This is a genomic window from Streptomyces sp. NPDC002845, from assembly GCF_053591955.1.
The window spans coordinates 31,838-49,025 of the sequence record NZ_JBSFUU010000055.1 but is presented as its reverse complement, the minus strand read 5'-3'; the positions used below and the strand labels follow the sequence as shown (position 1 = coordinate 49,025).

The following is a 17,188-nucleotide window of genomic DNA, read 5'->3' as shown; positions in this document are numbered from 1 at the left end:
TATCCCCCTATCCGCGCCGCTCGTCGGTCGCCGCCGACGGCAGCGTCACCATCTCGCCGGCGAAGTGGCACGCCGCCAGCTGGCCGGTCGGGGTCTCGGTCAGCACCGGTTCCTCCTCCACGCAGATGCTCCGCTCGGGGTGGGTCAGCGGCCCGATGGGGCACCGGGTGCGGAACCGGCAGCCCGACGGCGGGTTCTTCGGGCTGGGCAGGTCTCCGGTGAGCACGATCCGCTCGCGGTCGCGGGCCGCGGTCTCGGGCACGGGCGACGACGACATCAACGCCACGGTGTACGGGTGCTGCGGCGAGGAGTACACCGCCTCGACGAGTCCCGTCTCGACGATCCTGCCGAGGTACATCACCGCGACCCGGTCGGAGAGGTGCCGGACCACCGAGAGGTCGTGGGCGATGAACAGGTAGCCGAGGCCGAGGTCGTCGCGCAGTGACTCCAGCAGGTTGATGATCTGCGCCTGGATGGACACGTCGAGCGCGGACACGGGCTCGTCGCAGATCAGTACCTTCGGCTCGACGGCGAGCGCCCTGGCGATCCCGATGCGCTGCCGCTGCCCGCCTGAGAACGCGTGCGGGTACCGGTCGAGGTGCCCTTCGTTCAGGCCGACCCGGCGCATCAGCTCGCTCGCCGCGGTGGCCCGCTCGCCGCGCGGCATCCCGCGCATCTCCAGAGCCTCGTCGAGCGACTGGCGGACGGTGCGGCGCGGGTTGAGCGAGGCGTACGGGTCCTGGAACACGTACTGCACGGTCGACCGGAGCGTACGGGCGCCCGCGCCGGTGAACGCGTCCACGCCCTGCGGGCCGACCCGGACGACGCCCTCCGTGGGCCGGTTGATCCCGACGATCGTGCGCGCGAGCGTCGACTTGCCGCAGCCCGACTCGCCGACGAGGCCGAGCGTCTCGCCACCCGCGACGGACAGACTCACCCCGTCCACCGCGTACACCGGGTCGGGCCGGCCGAACAGGCTCCTGCCGCCCGAGGCGACGTTCACGCGCAGGTTCTCCACCGACAGCGGCGGTGTGCGGCCGGCGTCCGGCCGGTCGCGGACGTCGGCGGGCACCCGGTCCAGCGGCGGAATCGCCGCCCCGCGCGCGGTGACCCAGCACGCCGCGGACTGCTCCTCGGCGGCCCGGGGCAGCAGCTCGGGCACGGTGGTGTGGCACTGGTCCTCGGCCAGGCGGCAGCGCGGATGGAACGCGCACCCGGACGGCAGCGCCGCCGGGTCGGGTGGCGCTCCGGGGATGGCGGGCAGCCGGTTCCCGCCGTTCTCGTCCATCCGCGGCATCGCCTTGAGCAGGTCCGCCGTGTAGGGGTGCTCCTGCCTGGCGAAGATCACCTCGACGGGGCCCTGCTCGACGACCCGGCCGCCGTACATCACCACCACGTCGTCGCACATCTCGGCGACCACCCCCATGTCATGGGTGATCATGAGTACGGAGATGCCCAGCTCGTCGCGCAGGCGGCCGAGCAGCCGCAGGATCTGCGCCTGGATCGTGACGTCGAGCGCGGTGGTCGGCTCGTCGGCGATCAGCAGCGACGGCGAGCCGGCGAGCGCGATGGCGATCACGACGCGCTGCCGCATGCCGCCGGAGAACTGGTGCGGGTAGTCGTCGAGCCGCTGCTCGGCGTCCGGGATACCCACCTGATCGAGCAGCTCCACCGCCCGGCGACGGGCCGTCCGCCGGTCCATGCCGTGCACGATGAGGGCCTCGGCGATCTGGTAGCCGACGGTCAGTACCGGGTTCAGCGCGGACTGCGGGTCCTGGAAGACCATCGCGATCTCGCTGCCCCGGATGGCGCGCATGTCCGGTTCGGACAGCCCGAGCAGGTCCCGCCCGTCGAACAGGATCTCGCCGCCGACGACGCGGCCCGGCTCGGGGACCATGCGCAGGATGGAGCGGGCGGTCACGGACTTGCCCGAGCCTGACTCCCCGACCACGCCGAGGATCTCGCCGCGCCGCACGGTCAGGCTGACGTCGTTCACGGCGCGCACGGTGCTGGCGCCGGTGGCGAACTCGGTGCGCAGTCCGCGCACTTCGAGCAGGGCGCTCGTCCCGTCTCGTTTCGTCTCGTTCGTGATGTTCTGTGGAACGGTGTTCACCGGCGAAGCACCGCCTTGTTCAGTGCGTTGGACAGGAGGGTGAAGGACAGCGTGAGCAGCAGCAGCACGAGGCCGGGTCCCATGACGTACGCGGGGTGGACCTCGATGTAGCGGGCGCCGGTGTTGAGCATCGCGCCCAGCGACGGGATCGGAGGCTGGATGCCGAGCCCGACGATGCTCAGGCCGGCCTCGATGAAGATCGCCACCACCATGTAGACGGCGGCGTTGACCAGGATCGGGTCGACGATGTTCGGCAGCACGTGCCGGACCATCACGGTACGGCGCCGGACTCCGAGCACCCGGGCGGCCAGCACGTACTCGCGTTCCTGCTCGACCTGCAGACCCGCCCTGGCCTGGCGCCCGAACAGGGGCAGGCCGATGATCAGGATGGACGCGAACAGCGCCTGCCAGCCGGTTCCGATGACCAGCACGACGCACATGCCGAGCACCATCCCGGGAAACCCGAGGATGATGTCGAGCAGCCGCTGCACGCCGGCGCCCAGCCACCGCGAGATCACCCCGGCGAGCCCCATCAGGGTCCCGATGACCGCGCTCGCCGGGACGGCGGTCAGCAGCAGGCTGAGGTCGGTTCGCAGGCCGTAGACCGTGCGGGCGAGAACGTCGCGGCCCAGCTCGTCGGTGCCCATCCAGTGGCTGCCCGACGCGCCGGCCAGCGCGTTGCCGCTCTGTGCGTCGTACCCGCCGGGGAACAGTACCGGCGCCAGGACGGCCAGCAGCGCCAGCAGACCCAGCAGACCGGCCCCGATCGCGCCCCGCGGCGTGCGCAGCGCGGTGAGGTAGCGCCGCAACGCGCCTCCGCCGCCTCGGCGCACCGTGCCGGGAGCCGGGGCGCTCGCGGTGTCGATGTCGGTGGTCACAGCGTCACACTCCCAACCGGACGCGCGGGTCCAGGGTTGCCATCGCGATCTCGGTGAGCAACTGCACGACCACCGCGATCACCACCGCGCCGACGATGAGCACCTGCACGACGTTGTAGTCGGCGTTCTGCACGCCGGACACGGCCAGCTGCCCGAGCCCGTTCCTCGCGAAGATCATCTCGATGACGACGGCGCCGGCCAGCATGTCGCCGAAGCGGATGCCGATCGCCACGACCGCGGGGCCGAGGCTGTTGCGGACCACGTGCCGCAGGGCGATGCGCTGCCTTCCCACGCCCTTGGCGACCGCGAGGTCCACGTAGTCCTGTCGCCAGGCGTTGTCCATCGAGGACTGCACCAGCATGGCGATGCTGCCGGACATCGGCACCGCGAGCGCCACAGCGGGCAGGATCAGGTACTGCAGCCCGATCACGGGGTCGTCCAGCACCGCCGTCTCGCCGCTGATCGGCAGCACCCGGAAGGTGACGCCCAGGAGGATCACCAGCAGCAGCCCGGCCAGGAACGGCGGCATCGCCAGCAGCATCGTGTTCGTCGCGTCCGCGGTGAACCGCGACAGCCGCGAGCGCGCCGAGCCGGCGAAGACGCCGAGACCGATCCCGACGACGATCATGATGAGCGCGCCCGCGATCGTCAGCTCGACGGTGCTCTCCAGCCGGTCTCCGATCAGCTCGGAGACCGGGCGGTGGAACTGGTACGACTCGCCGAGATCTCCGGTGACGAGGCCGGCCAGCCAGTGGAGGTACTGCTCGACCACTGGCCGGTCCAGCCCCATCTCGACCCGGATCGCGGCGATCTGCTGAGCCGTGGCCTCGGGCCCCGCGACGACAGCCGCGGGGTCGCCGGGCGCGAGCCGCGGCAGCAGGAACGCGATGGCCGTGGTCGCCAGCAGCACGAGCGCGACGGACGGCAGGCGTCGTAGGAGGAAGCGGGTCATCGAAGGCTCACTCTGCGATGTAGGCGGCACGCATGGTGCGGCCGTAGCGGCCCGTGACGACGCCCCGCAGGGAGTCGGCGCGGACCGAGGTCGAGGGCGAGATGGCGAAGGGGAGGAAGAACGCGTCGTCGATCAGCTTCTGCGACAGGGATCGCAACCGCGCTGCGGTGGTGCTCTTGTCCGGGCTCTCGATCAGCGCCTGCGCGAGGCGCTGGTACTCCTTGTCCGTGTAGTGCTCCGCGTTGTTGGCCGGGCGCAGTTCGTGGTGGGCGTCGAGCATGAGCGCGGGAGGCATGTCGCCCACCGCGGTCCAGCTGAGGAACGCGGGACCGAGCTGGCCCGCGGCCCGGCGCGGCCCGTAGTCCGCGATCGACAGCTCCAGCGGCGACGGCTTCAGGCCCACATCGGACAGGTCGCGCGCGATGATCTCGTAGACCCTGCGCGGAATCGGCAGGTTGTGGATCGCCATCCGGAACTGCGCGCCCGTGGCCCCGGCGGACCTGATGAGCTGCCGGGCCCGGTCGGGATCGTAGGTGTACGTCTTGGCCAGGTCCGCCGGGTAGCCGGTCGCCCCCTCGCCCCACGGCAGGCTCGCCGTCGTCGCCAGGCCACCCATGACCTGGTTGTTGATCCGCTCGCGGTCGATCGCGTAGGCCACTGCCTGGCGCACCTCGACCTGGTCGAACGGTGCCTCGTCGACGGTGAGGCCCAGCCCGTAGACCAGCCCCTGGTTGAGGTCGAGGTGGAACTTCTTGTCGTCGACGACGGTGTTCGCGTCCTGGGTACTGAGACCGTTCGCTATCTGGACCCGGTCCGAGCGCAGCGCCGCCAGCTGGGCGGTCGAGTCGGCGATCACCGTGATCTCGATGCCGTCCAGGTAGGGCAGGCCGTCCGCCCAGTAGGAGTCGTTGCGCTTCATCTCGATCTTGGTGCCGGCCTGGTAGCCGGACCACACGAACGGGCCCGTGCCGACGACCTTCGACCCGTCCTCGAGCCCCTTCTGGCTCTCCCGGTCGATGATCGGTGTGGCGTCGAGGATGCTGTGCACTGTTTCCTGCAGGGGCCGTGGCGAGGCGATCGTCACCTCGTGCTCGCCCGTCGCCTTGATCTGCCAGTCCTTCATCGCGCCGTTCAGGGAGGCGAGGCCGTCACCCGCGATGTTGCGTTCGAGGGAGAACACGACGTCGTCGGCCGTGAACGGCCGTCCGGAGTGGAACGTCACGCCCTCGCGCAGCTGGGCGGTGAACGTCTTGTTGCCGTTGGACAGCGACCAGTCGGTGGCCAGCAGCGGCCGGCTCTTGCCGTCGGTGTCGATCAGCAGAAGGGTTTCGAGGACGTTGCGGCACCAGAAGATGTTGCCTGGCCGGCCGGTGAAGTAGGCCCCGGGTACCGGCGCCGCGTTCACCGTCGTCACGAGAGTGCCGCCGCGGACCGGCGTCGCCGCTCCGCTGCCCGCGCCACCCTCCTCGGCCTCCTCGGCCGCCGAGCGGCAGCCGACCACGGTCGCCAGCCCGAGGGCCGAGAGCCCGCCGAGGAGTGCCCGACGCGACACTGCCGAGTCGAAGGAGGATCGTCTTGTGGGGTACATCTTTGGACCACCTCGTTACTTACTGGTCGCGGGTTGACCCCGCGTGCTGGGATTTGGTTGTTCCCCCAGGGTTGGCCTCCGTGCCGGCGGGCACGTCGACCGTGGTCGTCTTGTGGAGGTCGGCCGAGGAGAAGCCGACGAGGGCGTCGAAGGTCCCCGTCTCGACGGCCCACTCGCCCGCCTGCGAGTCCCAGTGCCACAGCGCGCGCCACGGCACCGGAATGTCCAGCTCGACCGTCTCGCCGGGACCGGCGTGGGCGGTCGCGAACCCTGCGAGCCAGCGGACGGGCCGTTCGACGCCCGATCCGGGGCGTGCCAGGTAGACCTGGATGACCTGCTTTCCCGGTCGGCCGCCGCTGTTGCGCACCCTTGCGGTGATCACCGTCGCGGGCCTGCCCGGGTCGTCCGTGTGCCGGACGGCCGCGGGCGGGTGCAGGTCCACCAGCTCCCAGGTCGTGTAGCCGAGGCCGTGCCCGAACGGGTACGCGGGCTCGACGCTCTCGCGAAGCCATGCGCGGTAGCCGACGTGGATGCCCTCACGGTACGGCAGGCGGCCGTCGACGGGCCGGGTGTCGAGCACGGGCACGTCCTCGGTGCGCGCGGGCCACGTCATCGGCAGCCGCCCACCCGGCTCGGCCGTGCCGGTGAGGATGTCGGCGAGCGCGGCACCGGCCTCCTGGCCGGCGAACCACGTGACGAGCACGGCGGCGACGTCGCCGCGCCACGGCAGCAGCACGGGTGCCCCGGCGTTGACCACGGCCACGGTGTTCGGGTTCTCCTCGGCCACGGCCCGCACCAGGTCGTCCTGGCCCGCGGGCAGGGAGAGGTGCGCGCGGTCGAAGCCCTCGCTCTCGATCTGCGAGCTCGTACCCACCACCACGATCGCGACGTCGGCGGCCCGGGCGTCCTGCCGCGCGCGGGCGAGCTCGTCGGCGGGTGACCGGCGAGGACGCCTGGCCCGGAAGGAGAGGGCGAAGCCGCCGGCCGGGATGCGTTGCCGCACGCGCAGCTCCACGGGACGGCCTGCGGTGAGTTCGACCTCGAACGTCCGCACGGGCGGGGTGAGGAGGTCCGCGCCCGGCCCGTCGTGCTCGGACGGGACGTCCCCGTCGTGGAGAGTCCGCCCGTCGGCCTCGAACGTGACCCGGCCCGCGCCGCGGAAGCCGAGTTGCCAGGAACCGGTCAGGTCCGGACACATCGTGGCGGTCAGCTCGACGGCGGCCGCGCCCTGCGGCACGTCGCTGCCGAACCGGACCAGCTCGCCGGTGTCCCGGCTCTCGGTCCGCAACTCCTCACCGGCGTCGGTGAGCCACCGGACCCGCACGGTCCGGTCACCGTTCTCCCCGCGCAGGGATGCCGCGGGCAGCGGACCGGGGTCGCCGTCGAGGTAGCTGCCCGCGGTGTAGGTGACCTCGACCTCCGGGGGCAGCGCGGACCTCAGCCCCTGGAGCGGGGACACCACCTGGGCGGGGCACACCTCGGCGCTGCCGCCGCCCTGGATACGGGGGTGCTCGGCCGGCTCGCCGATCACCGCGACGCGCCGGATGCGGTCCAGCGGCAGGGGCAGGGCGGCGCGCGCGTTGTGCAGGAGTACGGTCCCGTCGGCCGCGGCGGCGCGCAGCTGTGCGCGCACGTCGCCCCCTGTGTGCACAGGGGCCGGGCGCTCGGCGGGCACGGACTCCAGGGCGCCCACGCGCGCCGCCAGCCGCAGCAGGTTCTTGACCTTGACGTCCAGGGTGGACTCGGGGATCGCGCCGTCCTCGACGGCCTTTCGCAGCGCGTCGCCCCACGGTCCCTCCGGCCCTGGCATGGCCAGGTCGAGCCCGGCCGAGGCGGCGGCGAGGGAGCGCGTGGCGCGCCAGTCCGAGACGACCGCACCGTCGAAGCCCCACTTGGTGCGCAGCGGGTCGCCGAGCAGCTCGTGCTCGGTCATCGTGATGCCGTTGACACCGTTGTACGCCGCCATCAGCAGCCACGGCCGCGCGGTCAGGACGATGTCCTCGAACGGCGCGAGGTACAGCTCCCGCAGCGCACGCTCGCCGAGCCGCACGTCGACGGAGAACCGGTCGGTCTCCGAGTCGTTGGCGACGTAGTGCTTGACCGTCGCCGCCACGCCGTGTTCCTGCAGGGCGCCGACGAGCGCGGCGCCTATCCGGCCGGTCAGCAGTGGATCCTCGGAAAGGCATTCGAAGTGCCTGCCCCCTACCGGGCTGCGGTGCAGGTTGACCGTGGGCGCGAGGACCACGTCGACCTCCTTCCGCACGGCCTCGGCCGCGAGCAGCCGTCCCGCGTCCGCGGCGCGGCCGGTGTCCCAGCTCGCCGCGATGGCTGTCGGGCAGGGCAGGCAGGCCGACGGTTCCTCGTCGTCCCACGAGGGTCCGCGGACCCCTGCCGGGCCGTCCGAGAACGTCATCGCCCGCAGTCCCACCGCCGGCTCCGCGCAGGTGTGCGAGTGCGTGGCACCGGTCAGTAGCCGGACCTTCCGCGACAGGTCGAGCTTGCCGACCAGCGCGTCGAGGTGCTCTTCGAGATGACGGCTCAACGCGACTCGCCCTCCGGACGTCGGAACCGCTCGAGGTAGGCGGCCAGGACCCCGGCCATGTCGAAGGAGGGGTCCAGCAGCCACTGGACCTGCAACCCGTCCATGACCGCGTGCAGCTCGGCCGCGAACGCCGCCGGATCGAGCTCCGCCGGCAGCCGGCCCAGGGCCTGGTCGCGGCGGACGCGGCCGGCCGTGGCCTCACGGAGCCGGTCGTACCGGCGCCGGAAGAACTCGTGGGCCGGGTGGCCGGGCTCGATGCTCTCGGCGGACTCCACCGCGAACAGTCGCATGGACTGAGGGTTCTCCATGTTGTGGCGGCACAGCGACAGCCACGCGTCCACCACCGAGGAGGTGCGGAACATCTCCGCGACGTACTGGCTGCTGTCGGCGTCACGCCGCTCCAGCGCGGCGATCAGCAGCTCCTCCTTGCTCTTGAAGTGGTGAAGCAGGCCAGGCTGCGAGATGCCCACGCGCGCGGCGATGTCGGCGAGAGCCACGCCCCGGAAGCCGCTGTCGCCGAACATCTCGGTGGCGACGGCGAGGATCTGCTCTCGCCGCACTCCGGGGGGTCGGCGGTTACGCACCGACGGCGCTTCTGACACGAGCTCCTCCTTGCCACTCCATGTGATGGCGGTTACCTTACCGAGTACTCAGTAAGGTGCAAGGGGTTGGACGCAGTCGATCGGGCCGAGTGGCGAATCACCTGGTCAGGTGGCAGGAAGACTCAGATGGCAGGAAGACGAGGAGACAACGATGAGGGACCGGCCGAACTTCCTGGTCGTCGTGGCCGACCAGCTGCGGGCCGACGCGCTCGGCGCGTTCGGCAACACCCTGGCCCGCACGCCGCACCTCGACCGGCTCGCCGAGCAGGGCACGGTGTTCACCAACGCGTTCGCGCAGCACCCGGTGTGTGCGCCCAGCCGTGCGTCGTTCCTCTCCGGCTGGTACCCGCACACGGCGGGCCACCGCTCGTTCGGCACACCCCTGCGGGCCGACGAGCCGAACTTCCTGCGCGCGTTCCGCGAGAACGGCTACCACGTGACGTGGGCAGGCGACCGCGGGGACACCTTCGGCCCCGGCGCCACCGAACTGGCCGTGCACGAGCACGGGTTCACGACGAAGCCCACCAGCGGGCGCTGGGCGGCGGCCCCGGCGGCGGCCCGGCGGCCTGAGCTGCCCGGCGCCGACGACGAGGTGTGGAGCCGGCTGTTCTACCGGGGACAGATCCTCGACCCCGACGACATCGACTTCGACGAGGCGGCCGTGCGCACCGCCGAGCACTGGCTCGCCGAGCCACCCGGGCAGCCGTGGGTGCTGTTCGCCCCGCTGGTCGCGCCACACTGTCCATTCCAGGCACCCGAGCCGTGGTTCTCCCTGCACGACCGGGACGCGATGCCCGAGCCGGTGTCCGGCACCGGTCCCGAACCCGCCTATCTGCAGGGGATCCGCGACTACTACGGCACCGACCGCGTGACCCCGGACATGTGGCGCGAGGTCGCCGCCACCTACCACGGCATGGTCTCGCGGCTGGACCACCACGTCGGGCGGCTGCTCGACGCGGTGCGCCGGGCGGGCGCCGCCGACGACACCGTGACGGTGTTCTTCTCCGACCACGGCGAGTACCTCGGCGACTTCGGCGTGATCGAGAAGTGGCCGTCCGGGCTGGAGAGCTGCATCACGCGCGACCCGCTGATCATCAGTGGCGGCGGCCTGCCCGCGGCCGGAACGGTCGACGCGATGACCGAGCTGATCGACGTCTTCCCCACCCTGCTCGACATCGCCGGGATCGACCCCGGCTACGGGCACTTCGGCCGGAGCCTGCTGCCCGTGCTGCACGACCCGGCCGCGGGCCACCGCGAGTACGCGTTCACCGAGGGCGGTTTCCTCGCGGAGGAGGAGCCGAAGTTCGAGCACTCGCCGTTCCCCTACGACCGCAAGTGCGCCCTGCAGCACGACCGGCCCCGTGCCGTCGGCAAGGCCGTCGCGGTCCGCGACCAGCGCTGGACCTACGTCTGGCGGCTGTACGAGCCGGCCGAACTCTACGACCGGGCGGCCGACCCGGACGAGGCGCACAACCTCGCCGGCCGTCCGGAGTCGGCCGAGGTCGAGACCGGGCTGTCGGAAGCCCTGCTGCGGTGGCTCGTCGAAACGGCGGATACCCTGCCGGAACGCGATGACCCCCGGATCCCCGGAGTCGACCTGCCCGCGCCGGGCGAGCCCGTGCGGTCCGAGCGGGTCGGCTGATCGGCCGTTGTCCGGCAACCGAAGGGAAGCGCAGATGGCACAGCGGACCGTCTTCGCCGAACGCGACCAGATCGAGCCCGAGTTGTTCGCCCCCGAACCCGTGACCGTGTTCCTGCGCGAGCCGCTCGCCGGCACCACTTGGCTCCGGGAACGCGGCACGCAGCCGGGCGATACTCACCGGGGGTCGTACGTGCGGGAGCGCCTCGACGCGGTCCCGGACAAGCGATCACTGGTGGAAGGAGGCGTGCGGTGAAGAGAGCTCGATGCTGCGCCCCTCCCCGCGGCCAGGTCACGACGGACCAGCCACGACCGACACTCGCTCCGGCCGTGCGGGATCGACCGTGCTCGGTGTTGGTGCCGATTCCCGGCGGGGAGTTCCTCATGGGAACCGACAGCTCCGACGCGTTTCCCACCGACGGTGAGGGTCCGGTCCGCCCGGTGCGGGTGGATGCGTTCCAGTTGTCGGCCCACGCGGTCACCAACGCCGAGTTCGCCGCCTTTGTCACCGAGACCGGCTACCGTACCGACGCCGAGCGGTTCGGGTGGTCGTACGTGTTCGCAGGCTTCCTGCCTGCCGAACTGCGCCGCGTTTCCCCACGACCGGAGGTCACGCCCTGGTGGTGCGGCGTCCAAGGCGCGTTGTGGGCGGCACCAGAAGGGCCGGGCAGTTCCGTCGAAGGCCGCGAGAACCACCCGGTGGTCCACGTGTCCTGGCACGACGCACATGCCTACTGCCAGTGGGCGGGCACCCGGCTCCCCACGGAGGCCGAGTGGGAATTCGCCGCGCGCGGCGGCCTGGAACAGCGGGTCTACCCGTGGGGTGACGAGCTCACCCCGGGCGGCGAGCACCGCTGCAACATCTGGCAGGGCCGGTTCCCGGTGAAGAACACCGCCGAGGACGGCCACCGCGGGACGGCACCGGTGGACGCCTACCGGCCCAACGACTTCGGCCTGTACAACGTGGTCGGAAACGTCTGGGAGTGGTGCGCCGACTGGTGGAGCATCGAGTACCCCGGCGCCGGATGCGCCGTGAATCCGCGGGGCCCGGAGCGGGACACCGAACGGGGCGGCTCCCGCGTCGTGCGCGGCGGCTCCTACCTGTGCCACCACAGCTACTGCAACCGGTACCGGGTGGCCGCACGGACCAGTAACACCCCGGACAGCACCAGCGGCAACACCGGCTTCCGCGTCGCTCGCGACGCCTGAGCTCAGCGTGGACAGTACGGGTGCCGTGGTCCACGCAACGCCTCCGTGGTCGACGCGTCCGAGCCCGGTCGCTACCGCCGGCCGCCGGCGGCGATGGAAACCTTCCTCGACGGCGTCGACACCGCGCGGCCACCGGTGCCGGCCAAGCGGGCCCTGGGAGTCCATCCGTACCTCATCACCCCGGAGCACACCCGGCGTACCCGCGAAGAGGTCGGCGACGGCGCGCGCGTACTCGTGGAACAGACGGTGATCCTCTGCGCGGACGCGGAGGAGGCGCGGGCCGTCGGAACCGACTGGCTGCGCGGCTACCTCGACCTGCCGCCCTACGCCGACAATGTCCTGCGCCTGGGCTTCTCCGCCGAAGACATCGCGCAGCACCATCCGGCTGCACTACGGCCCGGACGAGGCGACGATCCGCATCATGCTGCCCGCCGACCCGCTGCCCGACATCGCCACGACTCTGCTGGTGATGTCGGTAAGTCGCTGACCCTGTATGTCGTCGTGACCACGACGATCGTGATGTCCCCGGAGGCGGTCGGCAACATCCTCGTCCTCGCCCTGCTCATCACCCCCGCCGGCCTGTACGTCTCGTACGCCTGCGACCTCGCCGCGGGAGGCTCGGTGGTCGTGGTCCGCACCGGTCTGTTCGCCGTCACCTGGCGCCTGGCTCCCCGTCACGGGCTCCTCACGAAGCTGGTCCAACGCCCGGATGGGGCCGACCCGGCGGGTCACGTTGCCTAACGGGTGGCCACCACCACGTAACTGTTGCCGTACTGCCAGACCGGACCGGCGTCCGTGAACCCTGCCTGCCGCAGCAGCCGTACGTGCGCGGACAGGGGCAGGCCGGGGCCGTTTCCACCGCCCGTGCCATTGCGTGGCCGGTGGTGGCGTGCGGCGAGGAGGTCGGCCAGCTCCGCGTCGTCGGCCACGGCTGCCCACCAGGCGTGCCAGTCCTCGTGGGCGAAGACCCTCTGCCGCTGCGCCCAGCGCAGTCCGATGTGGTCGGCGATCTCCGCGGTCCTTGAGTCGTTCTCGGGCGCGAGGTGGTCGCCGTTGACGAGGACGCCGCCGGGGCGCAGGAGCGCGGCGAGTTGTTCGTACGTGCGGCTCAGGGCGTCCGGAGCGAGGTAGTGCAGGGCCGTCGTGGAGACGGCCGCGTCCAGCGGGCGGTCCAGGTCCAGCGCCTGGATCCAGCCGGGCTCGCCGATGACCGCCTCGACGTAGCGGGCGGCGGTCCCGTGGTGGGTGCGGGCCAGTTCCAGCAGCAACGGGTCCATGTCCACTGCGACGATGTCCGCGTCCGGCAACTGCCGCGCCAGGCGCGCTGCCAGCGAGCCGGGCCCGCAGCCCAGGTCGAGGACGAGGGGCCTGGCCGCGCTGCCGGCCGTGACGAGGTCGACAACGTCGGCGATCACAGCGAACCGCTCTTCCCGGCCGACGGCGTACCGCTGCTGCTGGCGTTCCCAGCGTTCCACCCACAGCTCGGCCGTCGCCATGCTCAGTCCCATCCGGTCGCGCCGCCCTCGTCGTTCGCACCTGTCTTCCTGAACACGGCACCCTACAGGTGAAAACGGTTCCCATTCACATCTACTTGCGTGTTACTGCAGCGTGGCGAGTACGGACAGCAACCGATCGATTTCCTCTGGAGTGTTGTACACGTGCGGGCTGACGCGCACCGAGCCGGTCTTCTCGCCCGCCCTGCCCTGGCAGTGGTTGTCGGAGCGCACCATGAAGCCGTGGCTGAAAAGGATGAAGCCGAGGTCTCCGGAATCGATGTCGCGGTGCCGGAAGGTGACGATGCCCTGGCGCTGCTGTACGGGTGAGTCGGCGGCCAGGCTGAGGTGGCAGCCGAGGATCTCGTAGGCGTCCAGGTGGCGCAGCCCTTCCGTGAGCCGAGCCGCCAGGGCCACCGTCCATCGCTCGATGCGGTCGGTGCCGGCGGCCTCCAGCCAGTCGACCGCGGCGGCCAGGGAAACGATGCCGATGGTGTTCGGAGTGCCGTTCCATCCGCCGGGTGCGAAGTCCGGTCCGCGCGCCTGCCGGGCCCACACCGCGCCCGTACCGGGCAGGGCCAGTGCCTTGTGCCCGGAGAAGACGACGAAGTCCACGTCCAGGTCGGCCACCGACACCGGCAGATGGCCGATGCTCTGGGCGGCGTCGAGGCAGATGACCGCCTCCGGGCCGACTGCCTGACGGATGCGGTGGACGTTCATGTTCCCGCCGTAGACGTGGTGCACATGGGTGGCGGCGACGAACCGGGTCCGGGGTCCGGCCAGTTGTTCGAGCGCGACGTGGTCGTAGTCGTGGGAACCGGGCTGGTAGGGCATCGGACGGACGTGGATGCGCACCCCCTGACCGGCCAAGATCTGCTGCGTCTCCAGCCAGGGCGCAATGTTCGCCTGGTGGTCGGCCACAGGGACGACGATCTCGTCCCCGTCAGTGAGGTACGAGGCCAGCCAATCGCGCGCGATGGTGCGCAGTCCCTCGGTGGTGCCGCTGGTGAAGTGCACGACGGAGCGCTCCGGAGCCGGGTCGGCCAGGAACTCCTTGACTCGGTCCCGGGTTCCTTCCACGAGTTCCGTGGTGCGGTTGGCCCAGGTGTAGGTGCCGCGGCCCGCGTTGGCGTTGGTGGTGGTGAGGTAGGTCTGGGCGGCGTCCAGCACGGCCTGCGGCTTCTGGGCCGTGGCCGCGCTGTCCAGGTAGGCCAGCTCCGGATGGGCCGTGATGATCGGGAACTGGGCGCGCAGTTCGTCCTGCCAGTCCCGCAGGTCGTCGGGGAGTACCATGCCGTTGCCCCGGGCCGAGGTGACGGTCATGTCAGTCCCTTACCAGCGGCGCGCCGTGGTCGCGCCAGGCGACGATGCCGCCGGCGAGACTGCGGACGTCCGGATGCCCCATGCGGGTCAGCAGGGCCGCGTACCGGGCGGACTTCTCGCCCACCGGACAGGCCAGCAGCACCGGCCGGCTCCGGCTGAAAGGAAGGCCGCCCCGCAGGAGATCGTCGAACAGCTCGTCGACGATATTGACCGACCCGTCGATGTGCAGCGCCGCGTACGCGAACGGGCTGCGCAGGTCGACCACGAGCGGCCCGTCGGTGGCGATCCACCGCTGGGCGTCCTCGACACCGATGGCCGGGGCGGCGCTCACTTCGGCGGGGGACAGGTCGGCCACGGAGTTCTTCCGGCGGGGCCGGCCCAGCAGGTCCGGCCGCCGCTGCCGGACGTAGCTCAGGTAGCTTTCGACGCGGTCGCAGACGATGAAGACGGCCGTCTGACGCTCCGTGAGCTGAGCGTCCACCTCGCGCAGATGACGGACCGCCCCGTAGTAGGCGGCCCCGCCGGTGGGCCCGGCGAGCATTCCGCAGCGGCGGACCAGGGTGAGCATCCCCTCGATGGCCTCGTCGGCGCTCACCGTTTCCATCGTGTCGTACGTGTCCGGGTCGAACAGGCCGACCTCGTGGACCTCGTCGATCGTGCGGATGCCCGGTATGAAGTCGGACTTGGCCCCGACCAGCCCGACGACCCGTACGTTCGGGTCGTGCTCGCGCAGCACCCTGGCCACGCCGGTGGAGGAGCCGGCGGTGCCCACGCAGGCGATGAACCAGTCCGGGGCCCGGCCGTCCAGGTCCTTGACGATCTCCGGGCCGGTGCCGGTCAGATGGGCTTCGGTGTTACGGGGGTTGAAGTACTGGTCGGTGTGCAGACAGGCGCTGCCGGCCTCGGCGAGGGTGCGGTGGAACAGGGTGAGCGGGTCGTCGGTCGCGGTCGGGTCGAGGCATTCGCTCTGTCCCGGCAGTTCCTCGATCTGAGCGCCCAGCAGCAGGAGCAGTTCCTTGATCTCCGGCACCCGCATGCGGTTGGTGACGCTCTTGAAGGTCAGTCCGTGCATTCCGGCGATGACGGCCAGGGCCTTGGCCGTGTTGCCGCTGGAGAGTTCGACGATCTGGCTTGCGTGTTCGGCCGCGTCGGCGAGGTGGGGGCGCGCCATGTTCCAGGCGGTCCGGTCCTTGACCGAGCCGAAGGGGTTGAGCATCTCCAGTTTGGCGAACAGGTCGATGTTCCGCAGACCGGTGACGGCCGGGTCGACGCGCACCAGGGGGGTGTTGCCTATGACCTCGGTGATGCTGTCGTACCTCACTGGTGTCCCCCCGAGGGCGTCGTCGGCCAGTACTGTTCGTCGAGGCTCCAACGCCATGAGCCGCCGTCCTGCCAGGCGGCGACCTTGCGGGCGACGGGCTGGTGTTGTGCGTGGCCGGTGTGGAAGTCCATGGCGTAGCCGGCGGTGTTCACGAAGGCCATCAGGTCGCCGGGCTCGGGCCGGTGTGGCAGGAAGACCGTCCTCCGGGTGATCATGTCGGTCTCCAGGCAGAGACTGCCGAAGAGATGGACACCGACGGGTGCCGCGTCGGCACGGACCCCGGCGCCGTCCTCGCGGATGACCACGGGGTCCATCAGCACCCCGTGCTCTTCGAGGGCCACGTCGTCGGCCTTCAGCGCCAGCCGTACCAGCAGGGCACCACCCGTGCCGGGGTCGCGCACCTCAAGGACCGTCGCCAGCGTGATCCCGCACTGGTCCACCAGGGCTCGCCCGGGTTCCGCATACAGGTCGTACAGGTGCTCCAGCAGCAGCGTGGCCAGCGGCCGGCCATTCAGCGAAGCGGCGGGGTGCGCCAGCAGTTCGTCCAGATACCGTTCCCCGGCGACCGGCCGGTGAGCCGGGTACAACCCCAGTGTCCCGCGCAGCGTGCCGCCCTCGTTGCGCAGCCCGTAGCCGTGCCCCCGCCAGGTCAGGGGAGGTCGCCTGCCCAGAACGGCGCCCGTGAGCTCTGTGGTGTACCGCTCCCACTGCTCGCTGTCGCCGAGGTAGTTGACGCCGAATCCGCCTCCGACGTCCACGGCCCGCGGCCGCAGGCCACGGCTCCGGCACGCCTCCAGGACAGTCAGACAGCCCTCCAGGGCGGTTGCCTTCTCGGTAAGACTGGTGGTGTCCAAGTGGTAGGCCACGCCGTGCAGTTCGACCGTGTCGCCGTGCCGTTCGACCGCCTCCAACAGGCCGTCCACTTCCGGTACGGGCGAGCCGAAGCGACTGCGCCGGCTCAGCACCCGCACGCCGGATGCCTCGAACCCCGACAACCGGAGCAGGACGCGGGCCCGGGGGAGGGCGTGCTTGCGGACGAGCCCGGCGAGCTGCTCCAGCTCGCCGACCGAGTCGACGCTGACGGTCACCCCGGCGCGGGCGGCCAGCCACAGGAACTCCGGGTTCTTGGGCCCGGTGGCCAGAATCCGGTCGGACACGAAACCGGCGCCGAGAGCGTGCTGCAGTTCGCCCAGCGACGCCACGTCCACGCCCGCGTCCGTGGCGGCGAGCCGCCGCACCAGGGCACTTGACCGGTTGGCCTTGTGGGCGAAGAAGACCTGGCCGGACAGGTGGTGCCTGCGGTACACGGACCGGAACCGCTCGAGGTTCTCCGCGATCTGGTCGGGCACGAGCACGTTGAGCGGTGATCCCAGCGCGTCGGTGAGCATGTGCAGTAAGTCGGGGGACTGCAGCAGGGATTGCAACCGGGGACCGAGTCGTGGTTCCAGATACAAGGGCCTGCCCATGCGTGTCCCTTCCCTGAGAATGCCAAGGTCCGGCATGCCGAGCGCGGCCGACACTTCGTCCC

At 71.2% G+C, this 17,188-nt stretch carries 14 protein-coding genes; 4 read left to right on the top strand and 10 right to left on the bottom strand.

What is annotated here, in order from left to right; translation table 11 throughout:
- Positions 1 to 7: 7 nt before the first annotated feature.
- The 6 genes from ACWD3C_RS32320 to ACWD3C_RS32295 are packed head-to-tail and all read right to left on the bottom strand — an operon-like array spanning position 8 to position 8,675.
- Positions 8 to 2,113, bottom strand: coding sequence for an ABC transporter ATP-binding protein (locus tag ACWD3C_RS32320; RefSeq protein WP_451149723.1), 2,106 nt, complete (start codon positions 2,111 to 2,113; stop codon positions 8 to 10).
- Positions 2,110 to 2,991 carry an ABC transporter permease gene (locus ACWD3C_RS32315; RefSeq protein ID WP_451149722.1) on the bottom strand — a complete coding sequence of 294 codons (882 nt, stop codon included), beginning with the start codon at positions 2,989 to 2,991 and terminating at the stop codon, positions 2,110 to 2,112. Before ACWD3C_RS32315 ends, ACWD3C_RS32320 begins: the two co-directional genes overlap by 4 nt.
- Positions 2,992 to 2,995: 4 nt before the next feature.
- The gene (locus tag ACWD3C_RS32310; RefSeq protein WP_451149721.1) at positions 2,996 to 3,943 is read right to left on the bottom strand and encodes an ABC transporter permease; all 948 of its coding nucleotides are present in this window, start codon (positions 3,941 to 3,943) and stop codon (positions 2,996 to 2,998) included.
- Between the two features lie 7 nt (positions 3,944 to 3,950).
- Complete coding sequence (locus tag ACWD3C_RS32305) at positions 3,951 to 5,531, bottom strand: ABC transporter substrate-binding protein (protein WP_451149720.1); 1,581 nt, start codon at positions 5,529 to 5,531, stop codon at positions 3,951 to 3,953.
- A gap of 19 nt (positions 5,532 to 5,550) precedes the next feature.
- Positions 5,551 to 8,073, bottom strand: coding sequence for a beta-glucosidase (locus ACWD3C_RS32300; protein WP_451149719.1), 2,523 nt, complete (start codon positions 8,071 to 8,073; stop codon positions 5,551 to 5,553).
- Complete coding sequence (locus tag ACWD3C_RS32295; RefSeq protein WP_451149718.1) at positions 8,070 to 8,675, bottom strand: TetR/AcrR family transcriptional regulator; 606 nt, start codon at positions 8,673 to 8,675, stop codon at positions 8,070 to 8,072. The genes ACWD3C_RS32300 and ACWD3C_RS32295 overlap by 4 nt, the downstream gene beginning before the upstream one ends.
- Before the next feature lie 151 nt (positions 8,676 to 8,826).
- On the opposite strand from ACWD3C_RS32295, the gene ACWD3C_RS32290 reads away from it, so the two are divergent.
- From ACWD3C_RS32290 to ACWD3C_RS32275, 4 genes are read left to right on the top strand one after another with little or no spacing between them, the layout of a single operon-like run.
- On the top strand, positions 8,827 to 10,317 hold the full coding sequence (locus tag ACWD3C_RS32290) for a sulfatase-like hydrolase/transferase (RefSeq protein WP_451149717.1): 1,491 nt from the start codon (positions 8,827 to 8,829) through the stop codon (positions 10,315 to 10,317).
- Between the two features lie 34 nt (positions 10,318 to 10,351).
- The gene (locus ACWD3C_RS32285; RefSeq protein WP_451149716.1) at positions 10,352 to 10,570 is read left to right on the top strand and encodes a hypothetical protein; all 219 of its coding nucleotides are present in this window, start codon (positions 10,352 to 10,354) and stop codon (positions 10,568 to 10,570) included.
- A complete protein-coding gene (locus tag ACWD3C_RS32280; RefSeq protein ID WP_451149741.1) occupies positions 10,543 to 11,523 on the top strand; it encodes a formylglycine-generating enzyme family protein in 981 nt (326 codons plus the stop codon). Before ACWD3C_RS32285 ends, ACWD3C_RS32280 begins: the two co-directional genes overlap by 28 nt.
- A 45-nt stretch (positions 11,524 to 11,568) precedes the next feature.
- Entirely contained in the window at positions 11,569 to 12,264 is a 696-nt protein-coding gene (locus ACWD3C_RS32275) for a hypothetical protein (RefSeq protein ID WP_451149715.1), read from the top strand.
- Here ACWD3C_RS32275 and ACWD3C_RS32270 read toward each other — a convergent pair.
- The 4 genes from ACWD3C_RS32270 to ACWD3C_RS32255 all read right to left on the bottom strand — a co-directional run bounded on the left by ACWD3C_RS32270 (position 12,261) and on the right by ACWD3C_RS32255 (position 17,126).
- Positions 12,261 to 13,031: a class I SAM-dependent methyltransferase gene (locus ACWD3C_RS32270; protein WP_451149714.1), complete on the bottom strand. Its 771-nt coding sequence runs from the start codon at positions 13,029 to 13,031 to the stop codon at positions 12,261 to 12,263. The two genes, ACWD3C_RS32275 and ACWD3C_RS32270, sit on opposite strands and share 4 nt — an antisense overlap.
- A 90-nt stretch (positions 13,032 to 13,121) precedes the next feature.
- Complete coding sequence (locus ACWD3C_RS32265) at positions 13,122 to 14,339, bottom strand: aminotransferase class V-fold PLP-dependent enzyme (protein WP_451149713.1); 1,218 nt, start codon at positions 14,337 to 14,339, stop codon at positions 13,122 to 13,124.
- A 1-nt stretch (position 14,340) separates the two neighbouring features.
- Positions 14,341 to 15,660 (bottom strand): pyridoxal-phosphate dependent enzyme, encoded by a 1,320-nt coding sequence (locus tag ACWD3C_RS32260; protein ID WP_451149712.1) that lies wholly within the window; start codon positions 15,658 to 15,660, stop codon positions 14,341 to 14,343.
- Positions 15,657 to 17,126 carry a Y4yA family PLP-dependent enzyme gene (locus ACWD3C_RS32255; protein ID WP_451149711.1) on the bottom strand — a complete coding sequence of 490 codons (1,470 nt, stop codon included), beginning with the start codon at positions 17,124 to 17,126 and terminating at the stop codon, positions 15,657 to 15,659. Before ACWD3C_RS32255 ends, ACWD3C_RS32260 begins: the two co-directional genes overlap by 4 nt.
- Between the last annotated feature and the right edge of the window lie 62 nt (positions 17,127 to 17,188).

Coding starts and splice junctions, on each gene's coding strand:
- ACWD3C_RS32310 (WP_451149721.1), bottom strand. CDS start 3,943: ATGACCCGCTTCCTCCTACGACGCCTGCCGTCCGTCGCGCTCGTGCTG.
- ACWD3C_RS32305 (WP_451149720.1), bottom strand. CDS start 5,531: ATGTACCCCACAAGACGATCCTCCTTCGACTCGGCAGTGTCGCGTCGG.
- ACWD3C_RS32290 (WP_451149717.1), top strand. CDS start 8,827: ATGAGGGACCGGCCGAACTTCCTGGTCGTCGTGGCCGACCAGCTGCGG.
- ACWD3C_RS32285 (WP_451149716.1), top strand. CDS start 10,352: ATGGCACAGCGGACCGTCTTCGCCGAACGCGACCAGATCGAGCCCGAG.
- ACWD3C_RS32270 (WP_451149714.1), bottom strand. CDS start 13,031: ATGGGACTGAGCATGGCGACGGCCGAGCTGTGGGTGGAACGCTGGGAA.
- ACWD3C_RS32265 (WP_451149713.1), bottom strand. CDS start 14,339: ATGACCGTCACCTCGGCCCGGGGCAACGGCATGGTACTCCCCGACGAC.
- ACWD3C_RS32255 (WP_451149711.1), bottom strand. CDS start 17,126: ATGGGCAGGCCCTTGTATCTGGAACCACGACTCGGTCCCCGGTTGCAA.